The following is an 18,058-nucleotide window of genomic DNA, read 5'->3' on the forward strand; positions in this document are numbered from 1 at the left end:
TGCCCTTGCCTGTCTGGATTACGCTCAGCCAAGGATCACCTCATCGAGCTTGCGGGGGAACTTGGTGAGGCTATCGGGCCCCTGTCCGGTGACGAGAACCGTATCGGCAAGGCGGAAGCCGCCGAGGCCGGGCACGTAAAGTGCGGGTTCGGAGGAACAGACCATATTGGGCAGGAGCACGGTGTCATCGCCCCCTTCCACCCATGGCGGTTCGTGGAACATCACGCCCATGCCGTGGCCGACGCGGTGGAGGCAGAATTCGCTGACGCCCCGGTCGCGGATGAAGCCGAGCGCGCGATCATCGGCCGACGAACAGGTTGCGCCAGCGATCAGCCCTGCGGTCCCAATGGCCTGAGCCTCCTGAGCAAGGTTGTAAAAACGCTCCTGCTCCTTGCTGGGCTCGCCCAGAATGAAGGTGCGCTCGCTTTCGGCGGCGCGCCCACCCACCCGGCAGCCGAGAGAAAGAATCATGCTTTCTCCGCGCTGCGGGCGGTGGCCGGTCGGCATTCCGTGAGGGACAGCGGAACGCAGACCGGAATAGACAAGCCCACCGGCAATGCCCTGCACGAGCATGACGTCCTCGTGCTCACGATACATGGTATCGAGCGCATGGCGGATGATGTGGGCTTCAATTTCGATTTCGGTCGGCATGGTCTTGCCGGTGCGCAGCGCCTCGTCGATGACGGCAACGCCGGCGGCAACCATGGAATCGGAAATGCGCGCAGCTTCACGCTGCAGCACCAGTTCTTCGGGGCGCTTGGTGAGGCGCATTTTCCCGACGATGCCGGATGCACGCACCCTGGCATTGGGGAAGGCGGCTTCGATCTGGCCGACGCGCGCGAAGGCTATGCCATGCGAATGCGCCACGGTGCCTTTGATGTCGCCGAGGGTTCGGGCGAGCACGGCAAAGGGCCGGTCGCGGCCGGGAAATTCGAAATAGACGACGAGTTCGGCTGCGGTCTTCTGGTCGAGCGCGTGGTGCCGCTCAAGTTCGGGGATCAACAGAAAGGCATCGGTTTGCGTCAGCGCAAAAACGACGGGGCGCTCGGTGGTGTAGTGGGAAAAGCCGGTCGTGTAGATGACGTCGTCATTGGAATCGAGCAGCAGCACGTCGACGCCGTCTTCGGCCATGCGCGCACGGATGTCGCGATGAACGGATGCGTAATAGTCGGCGCTGAGCCGCTGGGAGAAGGCCATGGCGATGTCCTTGGAAAGGGGCCGCAAGGCCGGCCGGCACCGAAGCGCCGGCCGGTTGGTCACAATCAGTCGGTGAAGCCGATCAGGCCGCGGAGATTGCCGCGCGGCGTCGCCTGCACATCGACCGGCAGATCCTTGGCGTAGAACAGCTGATAGCCCTGCGCGGAGATGACGTAGTAGGGCAGCTCTTCGGCAAGGATGGTCGCGGCCTTCTGATAGGCGGTGATGCGGCCAGCCTGATCGAGGGTCGAACGGCCTTCCTGGAGGAGCGCGTCGACTTCAGGGTTGGAATAACCACCCCAATTGGTCGGGCCACCGGTGGTGAACTGGGCGAACATCAGACGATCGGGATCGACGATGTTGAGCCAACCGAGGAGAGCGATCTGGTGCTTGCCCTGCTGCACATAATTGGTCGAGAACGACGGCCAATCGCTGATCTGGGCAGTGGCCTTGACGCCGGCGGCTTCGAATAGGGCCTGCAGGAATTCAACGCTCTGCACGCGGTTGGTGTCTTCGCTGTGGGTCGAGAGAACCACTTCGAGGTCTTTCCCGTCCTTGTCGAGCACGCCGTCGCCATTGCTGTCGGTCCAGCCCAGTTCATTGAACTGGGCCACGGCCGCTTCAATGTCGAAAGTCGGCTGGGAGATCTTGTCCGAATAGGCCCAGGACGAGGGCAGGATGATCGAATGCGCTTCCTGATCGACGCCCTGATAGATGTCGTTCACGATGGTTGCCTGATCAACGAGCTTGGCAAAGGCCTGGCGCATCTTGGGATCGGACAGCAGCGGATCTCTAACGTTGAAATTGAGATAGTTCACCCCGAGCCCGGCGGTGATGACATTGCCGAAACGGTCATCGGCCTTGAGGCGCTCGATATCCTGCGGGGCGAGCGGGGACTGGATGACGTCGAGGTCGCCGGCCTCAAAGGCCTGCGAACGGGCCGAGTTGTCGCCGATGATTTTCAGCGTGACGTTCTCGATCGTCGGGGTGCCGCGCCAGTAGTTTTCGTTGGCTGCGAGGACGATCTCGCTGCCGCGGTTCCATGACACAAGCTTCATCGGGCCGGCGCCAACCGGGTTGAGCGCGATGTCCGTGCCGCCTTCGACCAGAGCCTTGGGCACGATGCCGATATCGAGATAGGTGAGGAGCGGCGCGTAGGGTGCGGAGAGCGTGAACTTCACGGTTTGCGGATCGACCGCTTCGACGGCGGAGATCGGCGCGTAGAGGGCGCGGCTCGGCGCGTTGAAATCGGGATTGACCAGCGTCGTATAGGTGTAGACGACGTCATCGGCGGTCAGCGGGCTACCATCGGAGAACTTCAGGTCCGGGCGGAGCTTGAAAATGAAGGTCTGCGGATCGGGCGTTTCCCAGCTTTCGGCCAGGTCCGGCACCGGCTCGAGGCTCGGAGTGATATGGACGAGGCCGGAATAGATGAGGTCAGCGGTGCGCGAGGCAGTCGTATCGCGCATCAGGCGCGGATCGAGCGTACCGGCATCCACGTCCATCCCCACGATGAGCGCGTTGCTGTCCTGTGCGAAACCGGTCTGCACCGGCATGAGGCTCAGCGCGATCAAGGCGCTGGTCGTCAACAAAAATTTCTTCATTCCCTGTTCCCTTGCTGTGACTAATTAAGCGGATAGTCGGCCCGCTAGCTGACCGCCTTTGGCGCGCCTGAGATCGGCAAGCCGCGGGGCCAGAATGGTGTCGAGAGCGCCGGTATCGGGCGCGTGGCGATATTCGAAACACTGGACGCCCGGCCGCACGAGCTGGGCCACGTGATCGGCGCCCGAGGCGTAAACCACCGCATCCGAGTTCTCGATGATCTCGCTGAGATCATCGGCCGACGACCAGGTGACGCGGATGTCGGAAATATGCGGGGCGAACTCGCGCACGCTGGGGCGCATGATCGCGATATATTCCTTGAAGTGGGTGATGGCGGCGACACGGGCGCGGGAGTCGAGCCCGGCCAGATTCTGCCGCGTGCGCTGGGAGGGAATGAAGCGCAAGCCGAGTACTTCGCCGCCTTCGACCAGCGCCCGCACTTCCGCTTCCCTGTGGCCAAAAGTCAGGACGAGATCGGCAGCCTGACAGGCCCTTCGCTGCGGCCCGTCATTGCGAATGCTGTCGAGCGTGACCAGATCGATCTGGTCGTTGCTGGCAAGCGCGGGCCGGATTTCCTCGACATAGTCGCGGCCCGGACCTTCGAAGATGCAGACAAAGACGATGTTGAGCCCGGTCGCCGGGCGGCGCATCTGCGCGCCGGCATTGATCATCGACACCAGCGCCATGGATGAGACGCCGAGCGCTTCTGCCTTGGCGAGAATGGCTTCGATATCACCGCGCAGCGCATTGATCGGCTGCCCGGAGGCGGCAAGAGCCAGCGGATCGCGCGCCGTAAAGGCACCGAGGCCCGCGCGCATTTCGATCAGCCCCTCGTCGCGGAGCTGCTGATAGACCTGGCTGACGGTCATCGGCGCGATGCCGAGTTCGCTCGCCAGCTGCCGGACCGATTGCAGCTTGGTGCCATAGGGCATGTCGCTGAAGGCCAGCATGTAGCTCAATAGCCCATGCAATTGTGTCCCGACCGGGACGGGAAGCGACTTGTCGATGCTGGACGCGTCTATTGTGAACATGTGTTCTACCACGTTGATACACTGACCGTAACCACGAGTTCCCGACACTGCAATAGGGCATGCAATTTTTTTGCACACCGTTTGATTTCGCCTGACGAATGTGCACAAATGCATGAAATCAGGCGAGTTTTACCGGCTTTGGGGCCGGGCCATCGTCGTTTGCGCGTCTTTTTCTGCGTCTGGAGGTGTACTAATGGAATATATCAACCTGGGCCGGACGGGCCTGAAAGTGTCACAGTTGGCGCTTGGCTGCATGACCTTCGGCTCGCCCACCTGGGCCCCATGGGTGCTGGATGAAGCGGCCTCGCGCCCGATCATCGACAAGGCCGTGGACCTCGGGATCAACTTCTTCGATCTGGCGGATATGTATTCGGCCGGTGCGAGCGAAGAGGCGGTGGGCAAGGTGCTATCCGCGCAGAAGCGGCAGAACCTTGTGCTGGCGACAAAACTCTACAATCCGATGAGCGGCGATCCCAACGATCGGGGCTTGTCGCGCAAGCACATCTTTGAAGCCGTGGACGGCAGCCTGAAGCGGTTGGGGACCGACTATATCGACCTGTATCAGCTGCACCGCTTCGACTATGGCACCCCGCTGGAAGAGACGCTGGACGCGCTCAATGACGTGGTGCGGGCCGGCAAGGTGCGCTATCTCGGCGCCTCCTCCATGCACGCCTGGCAGTTCATGAAAGCCCTCGGCATGCAGCGCGCCAATGGCTGGGCGCCCTTCGTTTCCATGCAGCCGCACTACAACCTGATCTACCGCGAAGAAGAGCGCGAAATGCTGCCGCTCTGCCGCTCGGAAGGTATTGGCGTTATTCCCTGGAGCCCTCTTGCCCGTGGACGTCTTGCGGCCCGCACGGACGCCGACACCACGCGTTCGCAGACCGACAAGACCGCTTCGGCGCTCTATGACCGTTCACGCGAACAGGACGATGCTGTGGTTTCAGCCGTGCGCACCGTGGCCGAGCGCCATGGCCGCCCGCCGGCCCAGATCGCCTACGCCTGGGTCGCGACCCGTCCGGGGATTACGGCCCCCATCGTCGGCATTTCGAAACTCCATCAGTTCGACGATGCCGTCGCGGCGCTCGAGGTGAAACTCAGCGACGAAGACGTCGCGCTGATGGAAGCCCCCTACCACCCCAAGCCGGTTGCCGGTCACCAATAGGAGTTTTGGGTCATGCTGATTGGCAATGAACTGGCGGGCCTGACCGCAGGCATCGACGCGCTCTATCGCAGCACGCCACGCAGCGACGGTTTTCTCGACAAGGAAGGACTGATCCCGGTCGCCATGGCCGAGGTCGAACCCATCAAGCTGCGCGACTATGCCGAGGCGCGGGAACGGCTCGAAGCCCTGGCGATGCGCAATGCCGGCGAGGCGGAGACGCCGTTGCGCCGTGACTATGTCGATGAAATGATCGACTCGCTTTTAGCGCTGGTGACGACTTTTGAGGAAAAGCCGATCAGCTTTGCCGACCGTGTGGCGCGGCAGATCCGGGTCTCGACGCAGCTTGTGCCAGACGACGAATTGGAAGGCTATCGCAAGACGATCCGCGAAAAGCTCGATGAGCTGGGCTATTCCGGCGGCGGCCTCACCGAGGACTTCAATCGCTGGGAAGCTCAGGCGCGCGTGCCCAAAGAGGCGGTGCTCGCTGAGCTGAAGGCGCTGATCCTTGAAGGCCGTGAGCGCGTGACGGCGACCATGTATCCCTTTTCAGATGAATGGATGGAGCCCGAAGGCGTCACGGCCGTGCCGTTCTCGGCCTATTGCGACTACCCCACGCGGAAAGTGCTGCTGAACCTCGACTTTCCCTACACGCGCTTCTCGCTAAAGCACCTCGCAACGCATGAAGTGTTTCCCGGCCATCTCGTGCACATGAACCTGCGCGAGCGCCACGTCGCCGAAGGAAAGATGCCGCTCGATGGAGCGCAGGTGGTGACGAGTTCGGCGAGCAGTGCACTCTTTGAAGGCATTGCGGACAATGGCATGTTCTTCCTCGATTGGGTCGATGGCCCGGAGGACGAACTCGGCGTCGCCCTGCAGCGCCTGCGCAGCGCCATGCGCTGCAATGCCGCCTGGATGATGCATGCCCAAGGCATGAGCCTCGATGAAATCGTGCCGATCATGGCCGACAAGGCCCTGCAGGACCCGGTAACGGCCCGCTCGCGGCTCGCTTTTCTCAGCCACAACCTCAGGGCGCCGTTCGTCTACGCCTATTATGGGGGCGACATGGCCGTGCATGAGGTGTGGAAAAACGTACCCACAGAACGACGGACGGAATTTTGGAATTATCTTTACAGTAACATGCACACGCCAACGACACTCGTCCGCTATTGGCGATGATCGACCCGGTGCTCTGTCCAAGCCTAATCTCAGCGAAGAACGAGCTGCCTAATCTGCCAACGCCGGCTCCGACCGGGCATCATGCTGGTCCTGGGCGGCGCGGATTGTCTGCCAGTTGGCTTCGCTCCAATGCGCCAACGGGATCAGGGTCGTGGTCAAGGTCCGGCCCAACTCCGTGAGTTCATATTCCACCCTTGGCGGCACGGTAGCATAGGCCGTGCGCGTAACGAGGCCGTCGCGCTCCAGACCGCGCAAGGTCAAGGTCAGCATGCGGTGCGTTACGCCGCCGATCTCGCGCATGATCGTTGTGAAGCGGGCCGGTCCATCGGTCAGCACCGAGACCGCCATGATCGTCCATTTGTCCCCGATCCGATCGAGGACTGCGCCGACGACCCGGCAGTGATCGGCACGGTCGGGATTTATGCCTGATGTTGAAGGCTTGGCTGATGCCATCAGGTTTCCTTTCCGATCATTGGTGATCGTAAGCCACCATCCTGTGCGTTCTTGCAGGTCATTTCGATATCAAACATATCCCTACGTACATTTTGTGCGCAAGACATAAAGGAGAACTCAGGTGTCTGTTATCGCAATTCTCGGCGCCGGCCAGGGCATGGGCCAGGCCATCGGCAAGCTGTTTGGCAAGCGTGGTCACAAGGTGGCGCTGCTGTCGCGCGACCCGGCAAAGCTTGAGCCGGTCGTCGCCGAACTCGCTGCCGCCGGCATCGAAGCTGGGGCATTCCGTGCCGACGTCACGGACGAGGCCTCCATCAAGTCCGGTCTTGCCGCCGTCAAGGAACGCTTCGGCGCGATCGACGTGCTCGAATATTCGCCATCCAACGCCACGCTGCCGCAGGGGTCTGCTTCCCAGATCACCCGCAACACTCTTCAGCAATGGTTCGACTTCCAGCTCTTTGGTGCGATCGCTGCCGTCGCCGAAGTCTTGCCCGATATGCTCGAACGCAAGAGCGGCACGATCCTCGTGACCACCGGAGCGGCGTCCGTCCGTCCCGAGGCAGCCTATCCCGCCTTTGCTATTGCTGGCGTCGCCATGGGTGCGCTGCGCAACTGGGCCCTGGCGCTCCACACCGAAGTTGCGGCCTCGGGCGTCCAGGTCGGCCACGTGGCAATCGGTACGTTCATCGGTCAGAGCGCCGAAACCAGCGCCGACGCCATCGCGCCGCTCTACTGGGACTTGCACACCGAGCGTGACGCGCTCGAGCGCGTGTTCGGCTAAGTAGGAGATATCATTATGAAGATCGAAGTTTGGTCCGATATCGGCTGCCCCTGGTGCTACATCGGCAAGCACCGGCTCGACACGGCTCTGTCCGGTTTTGCCCATGCCGATGAGGTCGAGGTGATCTGGCGCAGCTTCCAGCTTGATCCGGACGCCCCGCGCGTTTCCGATATGAATCTCGACCAAATGCTGTCCAAGAAGCATGGCGTTCCGCCGGCCCAGGCGGTGGAGATGAATGACCGGATGCGCCAGATGGGTGCCAAGGAAGGTCTTACCTACCGCTTCGACATCGCCCGCTACGGCAACTCGTTCGATGCGCATCGGCTGATCCATCTCGCGCGCCAGCATGGGCTGCAGTCGGCCATGGAGGATCGCCTCTTTGCCGCCCATTTCGGCGAGGGCAAGGCGCTCGGTGATCCTGACACGCTGCTGGCTCTCGCGCTCGAAGCCGACCTGCCGGAGCCGGAGGTTCGCGATTTGCTCGCGGGTGATGCCTTCGCCGATCAAGTGCGGGCCGACACCGAAGAAGCCCGGCGGTTGAACGTGCGCGGCGTCCCCTTCGTGGTGATCGACGAAAAATACGCTCTGCCCGGCGCGCAGTCGGTCAAGGTCATCGGCGATGCCCTGCAGCAGGCCTGGAGTGAGGCACATCCGCTTAAGACCCTAGCAGGTGCCACCGATGCGGATGGCTATTGCGAAGGGGGTGAGTGCAAGCTGCCGAACTGAGGGGATACGGCTTTTACCGCCTACAAATCTGTGTAGCGGCTTCGCCTTGGATGGGCACACACTGACGCCCCATGCCCGCTTTCGGGTAAGAACACTCCCCAAGCCCATGTCAGAAATGGGGTCGACAGCGGCACATCCGAAATGCGCCCCATTCCGGCCGTTAATTCGCTTGAGCGGCGATCCCAAAAGCGGACACAGAATATACTACAGCGTTAGCTTATCAGCGTAGCGTCATAGTCCTTGGCGAGATGGCCGAGACGATAGAGCCGATTGTTTCGGCGACCGTGTCCTGCCCGCGGCCGAGCGCTGATCCATTGATAAGGACGTGATCGGATGCCAGTGGCCCTGGGGAAAAATAGCTGCCGGGGTGCAGCACGATACCGCGACTCGAAAGCTGGTTGGTCACGACATACTCATCAGGCACAGGCAGCCAGATAGTAGGACCGTCGGTTTTCGGCAGGTCAAAGCCAACGCGCCGCAGACTGTCGAGCATGATGGCGTGGCGAGACCGGCAGGCCTCGACATAGGTCCGCACATCCGCCAAAGCCTCGGGATCAGATAGTTGAAAGGCCAGGGCATTCTGCAGGATGCGGCTGACCCAGCCGGAGGAAAAGGTCAACTTCTGCCACATCCGGTCGATGTAATAGTCGCTGCCCCCCACCACGCCGACCCGCAGGTCCGTGCCGGTGAAGAAATTGTAGGCATGGACATGCACCACGATACGCGGCAGGCGGCTGCCGAGCGAGAGCCAAGGCTGGGCATGCATTAATGGCGCCTGCACCAGCTCGATGATGGGCATATGCGCTTCGGCGAGGAGGTCCGCCGCCTGCTCGATCCAGTCGGGCGTGACCGAAAATCCGGTCGGGTGATTGCCGACCGGCTGGTAGACGAAGGCTGCCGGCCGCGTGGCCAGGGCCTTCTTCAATTCGCCAAGGTCCGGGCCGCCATCGCGATAGGTGACCGGCACGGCACGCGCCCCCAAGGACTCGAGAATGTCGAGAACGCGGGACACCGTGGGCGAATCCACGATGACACGGTCGCCTGGCCGCACCGAAGTCTGCAGCGCCAGTTCGGCGGCAGCAATGCCACCATGGGTGGCCATCATGAAACCGGGCTGAAACGGCCAGTTCGGCTCCACCGCTTCACGCAGCATGGCGCTGATCGACGTCGGGGTCGCCTCATGCACTCCCGTGTCCTTCAAGGCGGCGGCAAAGGCGCGATCCAGCGGCGGCAGGATGGACTTGTCCGGCGTGAGGTGTCCCAGATTGAGCGGGATTCCGACCGAAGCCTTCATCATCACGTCATAGCGGGTGGCACGCCGCGCCAAAGCTGGTCCCAGCACCATTGTGCCGCCGCGCCGCTTGGTTTCGAACACCCGCCAGTCGACCAACTCGCGCCAAGCGGCAGCGACGCCAGCAGGGCTCATGCCAAGCGCTTCGGCTACTTCGCGCACCGTGGGCATGCGCATGCCGACGGCGAGCTCTCCCTCAGCCACCATTTCCATGATGGTCCGGCTCAAGGCCCGCGGATTGCGCATGGGCACACGCTTGACGATCCGCTCTAGCATGCCAGGTCCTTCATCGAAGAGTTATGTTTATGAACATAGTTATATTGACCAAAACAAAAGCCAGGGTCTAGCCTCAATACCGCGCTGAGGGGCCACAAAACAGGCCTTCCGCCGCCTGATCCACCGCATTTCTCAGCCCTGCTGGGGAAAGGAAGCTCCGTTGTCGTCTGCCCGTTCATCGTGCTCGCTGGCCGTCCTGACGTTTGCTCTGGCCGCCTTTGCCGCTCCCGCCTTCGCGCAGCCCGTCGCCGTCTCTGATGGTGGCGAACTCATCCTTGCCTCGACCAATTCCCCGCCGAACTGGAACCCCGTTTCCGCCACGGGCGACATCACCACCAATCGCCAGCAGCAGTGGCCGCTCTATCCTCATCCGTTCCTGACCGGCACCGACGCCAGTGTGACGATGAACAGTCAGTTCCTGGTGTCGGCCGAGGTGGTCAGCACCGAGCCGATGGTGGTGGAATATGTGATCCGCGACGAGGCAGTGTGGTCCGACGGCACACCGATTACAGTGAAGGATTTTGAGTATACCCAACAGGTCCAGGATCCGCGCGCCTGCGCCGATTGCACTGCCGCCTTCACCCAGGGTTATAGCCTCGTCTCCTCGATAAAGAGCAATGACAGCGGCAAGCTGGTGCGCATCACTTTCGAGGCGCCCTTCGCGCCGTGGAAGACGCTGTTCCCATTCATTCTGCCCGCCCATGTGGCCGAGACCTATGGCGACCTCGCCACTTCGTTCAATGTCGGCCTGTCGGAAAATGTGCCCACGGTTTCTGGCGGCCCCTATATGGTGGAAAGCTATGAAGAGGGCGTGGTGATGAACCTCGTCAAGAACCCGGCCTGGTATGGCAATCCGGCCCATCTCGACACGATCCGCTTCCGCTATATCGCCTCGGTCGGCGAGCAGATCACCGCCCTCGAAAACGGCGAGATCAATGCCGTCTATGGCGGCGCCACGCTCGATACGGTGGAGCAGGTCAACCAGATGTTCGGCAATAGCGTCGAGATCGGGCCTACGCTGACCTATTACCACTTCAGCCTCAAGGCCAATGGCGACGTCATGGGCGACGCGGCGCTGCGCCAGGCCATGACCAAGGCGCTCGACATTGCCGACATGACCAATCGCACGGTCGGCCAATATGTCGAAGGCGCCGTGCCGATGACCAGCGCGGCCTATATTCCCGGTCAGGCCGAACTCGAGGACAATACCGGCGCAACGGGCGTCGGCACCGGTGACATCGAGGGTGCCCTCGCCCTGCTGGAAGGGGCCGGCTATACCGTCGTCGATGGCAAGCTGAATGGCCCGGGCGGCAACCCGCTGCGCGATATCGAAATCCTCACCTACTCGACCGATCCGATCCGCGTGCAACTGGCCGAACTCGCCCAAGCCCAGCTCGCGAAAATCGGTATCACCGCCACAATCGATGCTGCCGACCGCTCGCGCTACACGCCCGAAGCGCAGGCGGGCAATTTTGATATCTACACCACGGCCACGGCCCTCGACCTGGGCGCGCTGTCGCTGGCCCAATGGTACCAGACCGACGCGGCCCGCAATTACTTCGGCTATTCATCGGCGGAAGTGGATAGCCTCGTCGAACAGATCTCGGTGACGCTCGACGAGGCGGAGACGGCGCGGCTGACCAATGAGCTCGACCGGGCGCTGCTGGCCGATGGCGTCGTAGTGCCGCTCTTCCCCATCACCAATATGGCCGTCTACTCCGACAGCTACGCCAATATCTTCGTCAACCCGTCCAAATACGGGACAACGATGAATGTCGAGGAATGGGGCCTCAAGGCCGCCAACTGATCCCGGCACCGATCCTGACCTGGGAGCAGGCCTGTCCTGCTCCCGCCTTTTCCCTTCAGATGAAGAGCTTTCAATGACCATCGACTTCGTCGTGGCGACGCCCCATGACGCCGTGCATTTCAACGACGTGCACCGCAACTACACCGCCACCGCCGGCTATCTCGTCTGCAACAACATCTACAACCGGATGGTGCTGACCGAGTGGTACAATTTCAACGGCTCCTATCCCGATCTCGCCACCCATTGGGAAATGCTGGATGGCGCCCGCCGCTGGCGCTTCCACCTCAACCAGGCAGCCCGCTGGCAGGATGGCGTACCGATGACGGCCCATGACGTGGTCTATACCCATCTCCATGCCAAGAAGATGGGCTATACCGGCGCCATGTTCCTGACCGACGTGGTCGATATCGTCGCCGTCAACGACTACACGGTCGACTATCATCTGTCCGGGCCGAATTCGGGCTTCCTGGTGCAACTGGGCAATTTCATCTTTTCCCATATCCTGCCGCGCCACCTCTACGAGGGCACGGACTGGGACACCAATCCCTACAATCTCAAGCCCGTCGGTTCAGGCCCGTTCCGCCTGGTCGAATGGGAAAAGGGCAAGCAGATCATTCTCGAAAAGGTCAAGAACCACTGGGGGCCGCAGCCCGAGATCGATCGTCTGATCCTCAAGATCCAGCCCGATCGCGACGAATGCGTGAAGATGGTGGTGCGGGGCGAGGCAGACTTCTTCCCGCAGGACACGCTGACCTATGACCGGCTCCATCTGGTTGAGGGTGCGGACAATGTCGAGGTCATGAAGGGCAAGGGCCCGGGCATGGCCCTGCTCGACTTCAACCACGAAAGCCCGCTCTGGCAGGACCAGCGTCGCCGCGAAGCCATCGCCCGCGCCGTCAACCGCGCCGACATCGCCAAGATCACCGATCCGGGCGTCAGCTTTGCCTGGGACCACTACCTGCTGGGCAGCGTCGAATGGGCCTTCAACCCCGATGCCAAAGCACCCGGCCACGACCTGGCCGAAGCCGACCGCCTGCTGGATGAAAGCGGGCTCAAGCGGGATGCCAGCGGCTCGCGCGGCACGCTGCGCATGTTCTACATGGACAGTTTTTACGGTCACAAGAAGCTGGCCGAGATCATCACCGAAAACCTTAAGGCCGTGGGCTTTACGGTGGAATATGCCGGTCTCTCCGCTGTCGAATGGTCCAAGCGCATCCGCCGCGAGCACGATTTCGACCTTTATATCGTGGGCGGTACCATGTCCCCGGATATCGAGATCACCGCAACCAAGTATTCCTCAACCGGCCTCAACAATATGGGCCTGCACCACAACAAGGATGCCGATGCTGCCTATGAAGCCGGTCGCACCGCGCTGACCCGTGAAGATCGCGGCGCGGCGTACAAGGAGCTGCAGGCGATCTGGCAGCGCGATTGCGAATTCATACCGCTGCTGTGGTACGGCACCTACTACGCCCGGTCCAAACGCTTCTTCGGCTGGGCCGACCAGCTCGATTATTCGATCCCGTGGTGGCATTGGGGCCGCATCCGCCCCGTCGCAACCGTCTGATCGAACGACAATGATGAGGAGAACGACATGCTTGCTCTGATCGGCCAAAGGCTCGTCAACAGCCTGGCCATTCTCCTCGTCTCGACCTTCGTGGTCTTTACGCTGGTCGCCTTGGCGGGCGACCCGCTGGGCGAATTGCGTGACCGGCAGCCGCCGGTGCCCGATAATGTCATTGCCGCCGAAGAAGCCCGCCTGGGCCTCGATCAACCTATCCCCCTGCGCTATGTCACCTGGCTGACAGGCGTCGTGCAGGGTGATTTCGGCCCCTCGGTGAAGCCCAACCAGAATATCGGTGCCGAATTGGCGCCGCGCGTCGGCGTCACGCTGCGGCTGGTGACCACGGCCATCGTCATTGCGACGCTCCTGGCGCTGATAGCGGGCACGGTAGCGGCGCTCTACCGCAACCGCATCGCGGACCATCTCATTTCCACCTCGGCCTTCATTCTCATCGCGCTCCCCTCCTTCTGGCTTGCCGTGCTGCTCAAGCAGGGGGGCATCGCCCTCAACAAGGCCGCCAATGCCCGCATCCTGTTCACCATCGGCGATGTCTCGGTGCCGGCGCCGAAGGACTTCCTGCCGCTGATGCTGGATATGGCCGGCCACCTGATCCTGCCGACCATTGTTTTGACCATGATCCACTTCGCCAGCTGGAGCCGCTACCAGCGCACCGCCGTCGTCGAGTCGCTGTCGAGTGACCATGTGCGCTTTGCCGTGCTGCGGGGCCTCAGCCGCAACCGCATTGTCGGCGCCCATGTGATGCGCCCGGCCTTGATCCCCATTGTCACCGTGGTGGCACTCGACCTGCCGGCCCTGCTCTCGGGCGCCGTCATCACCGAGACAGTGTTCCAATGGCGCGGCATGGGCGGCTTCCTGCTCGAGTCCATCGCCAATCGCGACGCCAATGCCGTGATGGCCTGGCTGTTGGTCGCGGCGGCGGCCGTAGTCTTCTTCAACCTGCTGGCCGACATCGTCTATGCCATCGTCGATCCAAGGGTGCGTTATGGCCAAGCCTAGTTCCGCCCCGCGCTCCTATTCGCGCTTCGCCATGGCGCTCCGCCGCTTTCGAGCCAATCCCATGGCCATGATCGGTCTCGCCATCCTCGTGGCACTGGTGGCCGTCGCCATATTCGGACCGATGCTCTGGATGTACGGCTATGCCGATATCACGCCTGATCTGTCGCAGCCCCCATCTTGGGCGCATCCGCTGGGCACAGATACTCTGGGGCGCGACATGCTGGCCATGGCCATGCGCGGCATGCAGCAATCGCTGCTGATTGCGGGCACCGTCGCCTTGCTAGCGAGCCTCCTAGGCACCGTGCTGGGCGTCATTTCCGGCTATCTCGGTGGCATCATCGACGCCTCGATCATGCGTCTCGTCGACCTGGTCCTGACCATTCCCACGATTGCCCTGGCGGCCTTTCTAGGCAATGCCATGAGCAATTCTGGAGTTTCCTGGCTTGGCCTGTCGCTGGTGCTTGGTGCGCTGTTCTGGACCTCGGTGGCGCGGCTGGTGCGGGGGGTCTCGCTATCGCTGCGCGAAATGCCCTACATCAAGGCCGCCAAGGTCATGGGCGCGGGGCCGGTCCGCATCATGGCGCGACACATGATCCCCAATGTTGCTGACCACATCATCGTCTCGACCGCGCTGTTGGTGGGCGTAGCCATTCTATCGGAGACCGGCCTCTCCTTCCTTGGTTTTGGCGTGAGGCCCCCCGATACTTCGCTGGGCCTGCTGATTTCCAACGCGCAGACTGCCGTGATGACTCGGCCCTGGCTGTTCTATGCGCCAGGCATCCTGATCATCCTCATCGTGCTCTCGATCAACTATGTCGGAGAGGGCCTTCGCGACGCCTTCAATCCTAAGGCGGCGCCGACCAATCCACTGGTGGCCCACCGCACAAGGCTGCGACATGCGGCGCAGCCGCTGGCCCGCCAGCCTGACAGCGTCGTTGAACTGTCCGGCTTCCGCGTCACCTTCCCCAATGCGGACCGTCCTGCCGTAGATGGGATCGACCTGCATATTGGCCGCGGCGAAGTGCTGGCGCTGGTGGGTGAATCCGGATCCGGCAAATCGCTGACCTCACTGGCCATTGCCGGCCTGCTGCCGGTTGGCGCCGAGGCAAGCGGCACGGTGCTGATCGATGGCCAGGATGTTACCGGCCTCAGCTTTGCCCAATGGCGCCAGTATCGCGGACGTCGCATCGCCACCATCCTGCAGGACCCGTCCACCAGCCTCAATCCGGTACTGACCATCGGCGCGCAATTTCACGAGACGCTGGCAGTGGCGGGGCGCATCTCCCGCGCCGAAAGCCGAAAACGCGCGACGGAGTTGATGACCCTGATGGCTATCCGCGACCCGGAAAGCCGCCTGGACCAATATCCGCATCAGATGTCTGGCGGCATTCGCCAGCGTGTCGTCATCGCCATGGCTATGGTCCATAAACCCGAGCTAATCATCGCCGATGAGCCGACCACGGCGCTGGATGTGACGGTGCAGGCCCAGGTTCTAGAAAGCCTACGCATTGCCCGTGAACGGACGGGCGCCGCCATGCTGTTCATCACCCACGATCTGGCGCTGGTCGCCGGCGTGGCCGACCGTGTCGCCGTCATGCGCGAGGGCCGGATCATTGAGCAGAAGCCAGTTCATGAGCTGTTTGCCGCGCCCGAGCATGACTATACCGAGCACCTGCTGAGCCTGGCGCCCCGTCTCGACCTGGTCGTCAAGGCGGAGGTGGTGCCAGTGCCTCGCGGCGAGCCGCTGCTGCGCGTCGATGGCCTGTCCCGCCATTTCTTGCGCCCGCGCAGCAAGGGAGTGTCCGAGAGCGACCGTGTCATCCACGCCCTGTGCAATGTCTCCTTCGACCTGATGCCAGGCGAGACGCTAGGCATTGTCGGCGAATCGGGCTCGGGCAAAACGACCCTTCTCAACACGGTTCTCGGTCTCTTCACGCCAAGTGCCGGCCGCGTCATCTTCCAGGGCGAAGAACTGGCCACACCGCAGGCACGTCTGAAAGCCAGCCGCGATATGTCGGTGGTTTTTCAGGATCCCTATGCCTCGCTCGACCCGCGGATGACGGTGGGTGAACTGCTGGCGGAACCTGCGCAGACCCATGGTGGCCAGAACGCCGCGCAACGAGCCCGTACGGTTCTGGACCAGGTCAGGCTCCCGGCCTCGTCACTCGATCGCTTTCCGCATGAATTCTCCGGCGGCCAGCGGCAGCGGATCGCCATCGCACGTGCTTTGATGCTCGAACCCAAGCTCGTCGTCCTAGATGAGCCGGTTTCCGCTCTCGATGTCTCCATACAGCGGGACATCATGGTTCTGCTCGGTGAGCTCAAGCGAGAGCTGGGCGTTGCCTACCTACTGGTGGCGCATGACCTTGCCGTGGTGGCCGAACTCAGCGACCGGATCGGCGTCATGTATGGCGGACAAATGCTGGAACTGGGCGAGACGGCACAGGTCATCGGCGCGCCAAGCCACGCCTATACCGGGGTGCTGCTCGACGCCGTGCCGGTACCCGATCCCACGACCGAGCGCCAACGCCACGCTCGCGGGCGCGTCCAGTCATGGCCAACGCCCGCCGATCCCCTTCCCGCATGCACCGTTTCCGGAGTTCACAAGTGACCATAAAGCGTATCCATGTCGGCCCCCGCATGAGTGGCATCGTCATCAATGGCAGCAATGTCCACCTGTCGGGCATGACTGCCGCCAGGCGCGAGGGGCGCACCGTTGCCGAGCAGACCGGCGACATCCTCAAGCGCATCGACGAATTGCTGGCCGATGCTGGCACCAGCAAGGAACACCTAGTCCAGGTCAACATCTGGCTGAGCGACATCTTGACCTTCAACGAGATGAACGAGGCCTGGGACGCCTGGGTGATTCCCGGCCACACGCCAGCCCGCGCCACGGTGGAAGCGCGCCTAGCCTTGCCTGATATAAAGGTTGAAATCCAGGTTCTCGCCTCGCTGCCTTAGGAAGACTATGTTGCCCCCGACAACCCGGTTCGCGTGATCGATGCTTTCATCGATGAGCCGGATCTGTCCGAGCTTGGCCTGCCGCGACCGGCAGACCCGGATATGCGCCTGGCACGATGCTCAAGCTCTACGTCTATGGCTACCTGCATCAACTGACCTCAAGCCGGAAGCTCGAGCGCGAGGCAGGTCGCAATGTCGAGCTGATGTGGTTGATGGGCAAGCTGATGCCGGACTTCAAGGAGGCGCATCTAGCGCAACTCCGACCACGTTCTCCAGCTCCGGCACCTCCTCCATCAACGCGAAGCAATAGGCTTGCAGGATCTGCGCAAGGACCTGGCGGTATTGGCCGTAGCCCCCAGGCAGTTCCTCGTCGGGCTGAGCGAGAATAAGGATGATGTAGCCCAACGTTCGATTTATCGCGGTCGGCCCTGCGATGACCCTTCTTGCGAACCGGGTCGCGCGCCGCGAAATTACGATCTGGATCGATTCGAGGAAGGCCTCGCCGAGCATTCTGCGGTTGATGCGATCCTCTTGGGCCATGAGGCGCAGGGCCTGCTCGGCGTTCGACACATCGACCTCTGCACCGCCAATGCCCTCAGTGGTCCCAGCGATCACATGTTCAACGAACAGTTCGATCAGCTGGTCCCAGGCGTAGGAGGGCCGGTCGGCGGTCTTCTTCGCTCGGAAACCGGCCTGCTGCTGGACCCATTGCCAATGTCCCGGCGATACCCGCACCTGATCGCCGGCAGGCCATCGAGTACCATCGGGTCGGACGAAGTGGGCGCCGATGTTCTGGAGGTAGAGCCCGAGGAGGTCTTCCTCGCCATCGGCGCCGGCGAAGGTGCCTGACCGAACGAACCCTGCCCGCTTTGCCAGATATCTGGTGAAATCGGAGATCGTGTCGAGTTCTGCAAGCACCAGGTCGAACGCCACCGGATCGAAGACGTGGACGAAGGTGTCCCCAGGGCTCACGTCGCCGATCCTGAACGGTAGCACCTCGCCGTCTTCGAA

15 protein-coding genes and 1 pseudogene are annotated in these 18,058 nt (G+C 62.3%); 10 read left to right on the top strand and 6 right to left on the bottom strand.

Annotated features, from left to right (window positions below):
• Nucleotides 1–24 precede the first annotated feature (24 nt).
• From ASD83_RS13150 to ASD83_RS13160, 3 genes are all read right to left on the bottom strand, one after another.
• Nucleotides 25–1,197, bottom strand: coding sequence for a M24 family metallopeptidase (locus tag ASD83_RS13150; RefSeq protein WP_056312428.1), 1,173 nt, complete (start codon nucleotides 1,195–1,197; stop codon nucleotides 25–27).
• Between the two features lie 65 nt (nucleotides 1,198–1,262).
• Entirely contained in the window at nucleotides 1,263–2,801 is a 1,539-nt protein-coding gene (locus ASD83_RS13155) for an ABC transporter substrate-binding protein (protein ID WP_056311545.1), read from the bottom strand.
• A 24-nt stretch (nucleotides 2,802–2,825) separates the two neighbouring features.
• Nucleotides 2,826–3,830, bottom strand: a complete 1,005-nt coding sequence (locus ASD83_RS13160) for a GntR family transcriptional regulator (RefSeq protein ID WP_056311547.1) — start codon at nucleotides 3,828–3,830, stop codon at nucleotides 2,826–2,828.
• 193 nt (nucleotides 3,831–4,023) lie between these two features.
• On the opposite strand from ASD83_RS13160, the gene ASD83_RS13165 reads away from it, so the two are divergent.
• The gene (locus tag ASD83_RS13165) at nucleotides 4,024–4,995 is read left to right on the top strand and encodes an aldo/keto reductase (RefSeq protein ID WP_056311549.1); all 972 of its coding nucleotides are present in this window, start codon (nucleotides 4,024–4,026) and stop codon (nucleotides 4,993–4,995) included.
• Between the two features lie 12 nt (nucleotides 4,996–5,007).
• Nucleotides 5,008–6,171, top strand: a complete 1,164-nt coding sequence (locus tag ASD83_RS13170; protein WP_056311551.1) for a hypothetical protein — start codon at nucleotides 5,008–5,010, stop codon at nucleotides 6,169–6,171.
• Nucleotides 6,172–6,219: 48 nt separating this feature from the next.
• Here ASD83_RS13170 and ASD83_RS13175 read toward each other — a convergent pair whose 3' ends face one another.
• Nucleotides 6,220–6,624, bottom strand: coding sequence for a winged helix-turn-helix transcriptional regulator (locus ASD83_RS13175; protein ID WP_056311553.1), 405 nt, complete (start codon nucleotides 6,622–6,624; stop codon nucleotides 6,220–6,222).
• Nucleotides 6,625–6,745: 121 nt separating this feature from the next.
• On the opposite strand from ASD83_RS13175, the gene ASD83_RS13180 reads away from it, so the two are divergent.
• Nucleotides 6,746–7,405, top strand: coding sequence for an SDR family NAD(P)-dependent oxidoreductase (locus ASD83_RS13180; protein WP_056311555.1), 660 nt, complete (start codon nucleotides 6,746–6,748; stop codon nucleotides 7,403–7,405).
• Between the two features lie 15 nt (nucleotides 7,406–7,420).
• A complete protein-coding gene (locus tag ASD83_RS13185; RefSeq protein WP_056311557.1) occupies nucleotides 7,421–8,131 on the top strand; it encodes a DsbA family oxidoreductase in 711 nt (236 codons plus the stop codon).
• Between the two features lie 220 nt (nucleotides 8,132–8,351).
• On the opposite strand, the gene ASD83_RS13190 is transcribed toward ASD83_RS13185, so the two are convergent.
• Nucleotides 8,352–9,698, bottom strand: coding sequence for an aminotransferase class I/II-fold pyridoxal phosphate-dependent enzyme (locus tag ASD83_RS13190; protein ID WP_056311559.1), 1,347 nt, complete (start codon nucleotides 9,696–9,698; stop codon nucleotides 8,352–8,354).
• A gap of 160 nt (nucleotides 9,699–9,858) precedes the next feature.
• Between ASD83_RS13190 and ASD83_RS13195 the strand changes: the two genes are divergently transcribed.
• From ASD83_RS13195 to ASD83_RS20705, 6 genes and pseudogenes are all read left to right on the top strand, one after another.
• Complete coding sequence (locus tag ASD83_RS13195) at nucleotides 9,859–11,505, top strand: ABC transporter family substrate-binding protein (RefSeq protein ID WP_056311561.1); 1,647 nt, start codon at nucleotides 9,859–9,861, stop codon at nucleotides 11,503–11,505.
• A 73-nt stretch (nucleotides 11,506–11,578) separates the two neighbouring features.
• Nucleotides 11,579–13,072: an ABC transporter substrate-binding protein gene (locus tag ASD83_RS13200; RefSeq protein WP_056311563.1), complete on the top strand. Its 1,494-nt coding sequence runs from the start codon at nucleotides 11,579–11,581 to the stop codon at nucleotides 13,070–13,072.
• Between the two features lie 27 nt (nucleotides 13,073–13,099).
• The gene (locus tag ASD83_RS13205; protein ID WP_056311565.1) at nucleotides 13,100–14,086 is read left to right on the top strand and encodes an ABC transporter permease; all 987 of its coding nucleotides are present in this window, start codon (nucleotides 13,100–13,102) and stop codon (nucleotides 14,084–14,086) included.
• Nucleotides 14,073–16,697: a dipeptide ABC transporter ATP-binding protein gene (locus ASD83_RS13210; RefSeq protein WP_056311568.1), complete on the top strand. Its 2,625-nt coding sequence runs from the start codon at nucleotides 14,073–14,075 to the stop codon at nucleotides 16,695–16,697. Before ASD83_RS13205 ends, ASD83_RS13210 begins: the two co-directional genes overlap by 14 nt.
• Nucleotides 16,694–17,047: a RidA family protein gene (locus ASD83_RS13215; protein ID WP_056311570.1), complete on the top strand. Its 354-nt coding sequence runs from the start codon at nucleotides 16,694–16,696 to the stop codon at nucleotides 17,045–17,047. The genes ASD83_RS13210 and ASD83_RS13215 overlap by 4 nt, the downstream gene beginning before the upstream one ends.
• A pseudogene (locus tag ASD83_RS20705) lies at nucleotides 17,048–17,286 on the top strand (transposase); the annotation flags it as partial. It lies immediately after the preceding gene.
• Here the strand turns inward: ASD83_RS20705 and ASD83_RS20995 are convergent.
• Nucleotides 17,282–18,019 (bottom strand): hypothetical protein, encoded by a 738-nt coding sequence (locus tag ASD83_RS20995; RefSeq protein ID WP_156385945.1) that lies wholly within the window; start codon nucleotides 18,017–18,019, stop codon nucleotides 17,282–17,284. The pseudogene ASD83_RS20705 and the gene ASD83_RS20995 overlap by 5 nt on opposite strands.
• Nucleotides 18,020–18,058 lie beyond the last annotated feature (39 nt).

Source organism: Devosia sp. Root685 (assembly GCF_001427875.1).
In the GTDB taxonomy this organism is placed as follows: Bacteria; Pseudomonadota; Alphaproteobacteria; order Rhizobiales; family Devosiaceae; genus Devosia.

Coding starts and splice junctions, on each gene's coding strand:
- ASD83_RS13150 (WP_056312428.1), bottom strand. CDS start 1,197: ATGGCCTTCTCCCAGCGGCTCAGCGCCGACTATTACGCATCCGTTCAT.
- ASD83_RS13155 (WP_056311545.1), bottom strand. CDS start 2,801: ATGAAGAAATTTTTGTTGACGACCAGCGCCTTGATCGCGCTGAGCCTC.
- ASD83_RS13160 (WP_056311547.1), bottom strand. CDS start 3,830: ATGTTCACAATAGACGCGTCCAGCATCGACAAGTCGCTTCCCGTCCCG.
- ASD83_RS13165 (WP_056311549.1), top strand. CDS start 4,024: ATGGAATATATCAACCTGGGCCGGACGGGCCTGAAAGTGTCACAGTTG.
- ASD83_RS13170 (WP_056311551.1), top strand. CDS start 5,008: ATGCTGATTGGCAATGAACTGGCGGGCCTGACCGCAGGCATCGACGCG.
- ASD83_RS13175 (WP_056311553.1), bottom strand. CDS start 6,624: ATGGCATCAGCCAAGCCTTCAACATCAGGCATAAATCCCGACCGTGCC.
- ASD83_RS13185 (WP_056311557.1), top strand. CDS start 7,421: ATGAAGATCGAAGTTTGGTCCGATATCGGCTGCCCCTGGTGCTACATC.
- ASD83_RS13190 (WP_056311559.1), bottom strand. CDS start 9,698: ATGCTAGAGCGGATCGTCAAGCGTGTGCCCATGCGCAATCCGCGGGCC.
- ASD83_RS13200 (WP_056311563.1), top strand. CDS start 11,579: ATGACCATCGACTTCGTCGTGGCGACGCCCCATGACGCCGTGCATTTC.
- ASD83_RS13205 (WP_056311565.1), top strand. CDS start 13,100: ATGCTTGCTCTGATCGGCCAAAGGCTCGTCAACAGCCTGGCCATTCTC.
- ASD83_RS13210 (WP_056311568.1), top strand. CDS start 14,073: ATGGCCAAGCCTAGTTCCGCCCCGCGCTCCTATTCGCGCTTCGCCATG.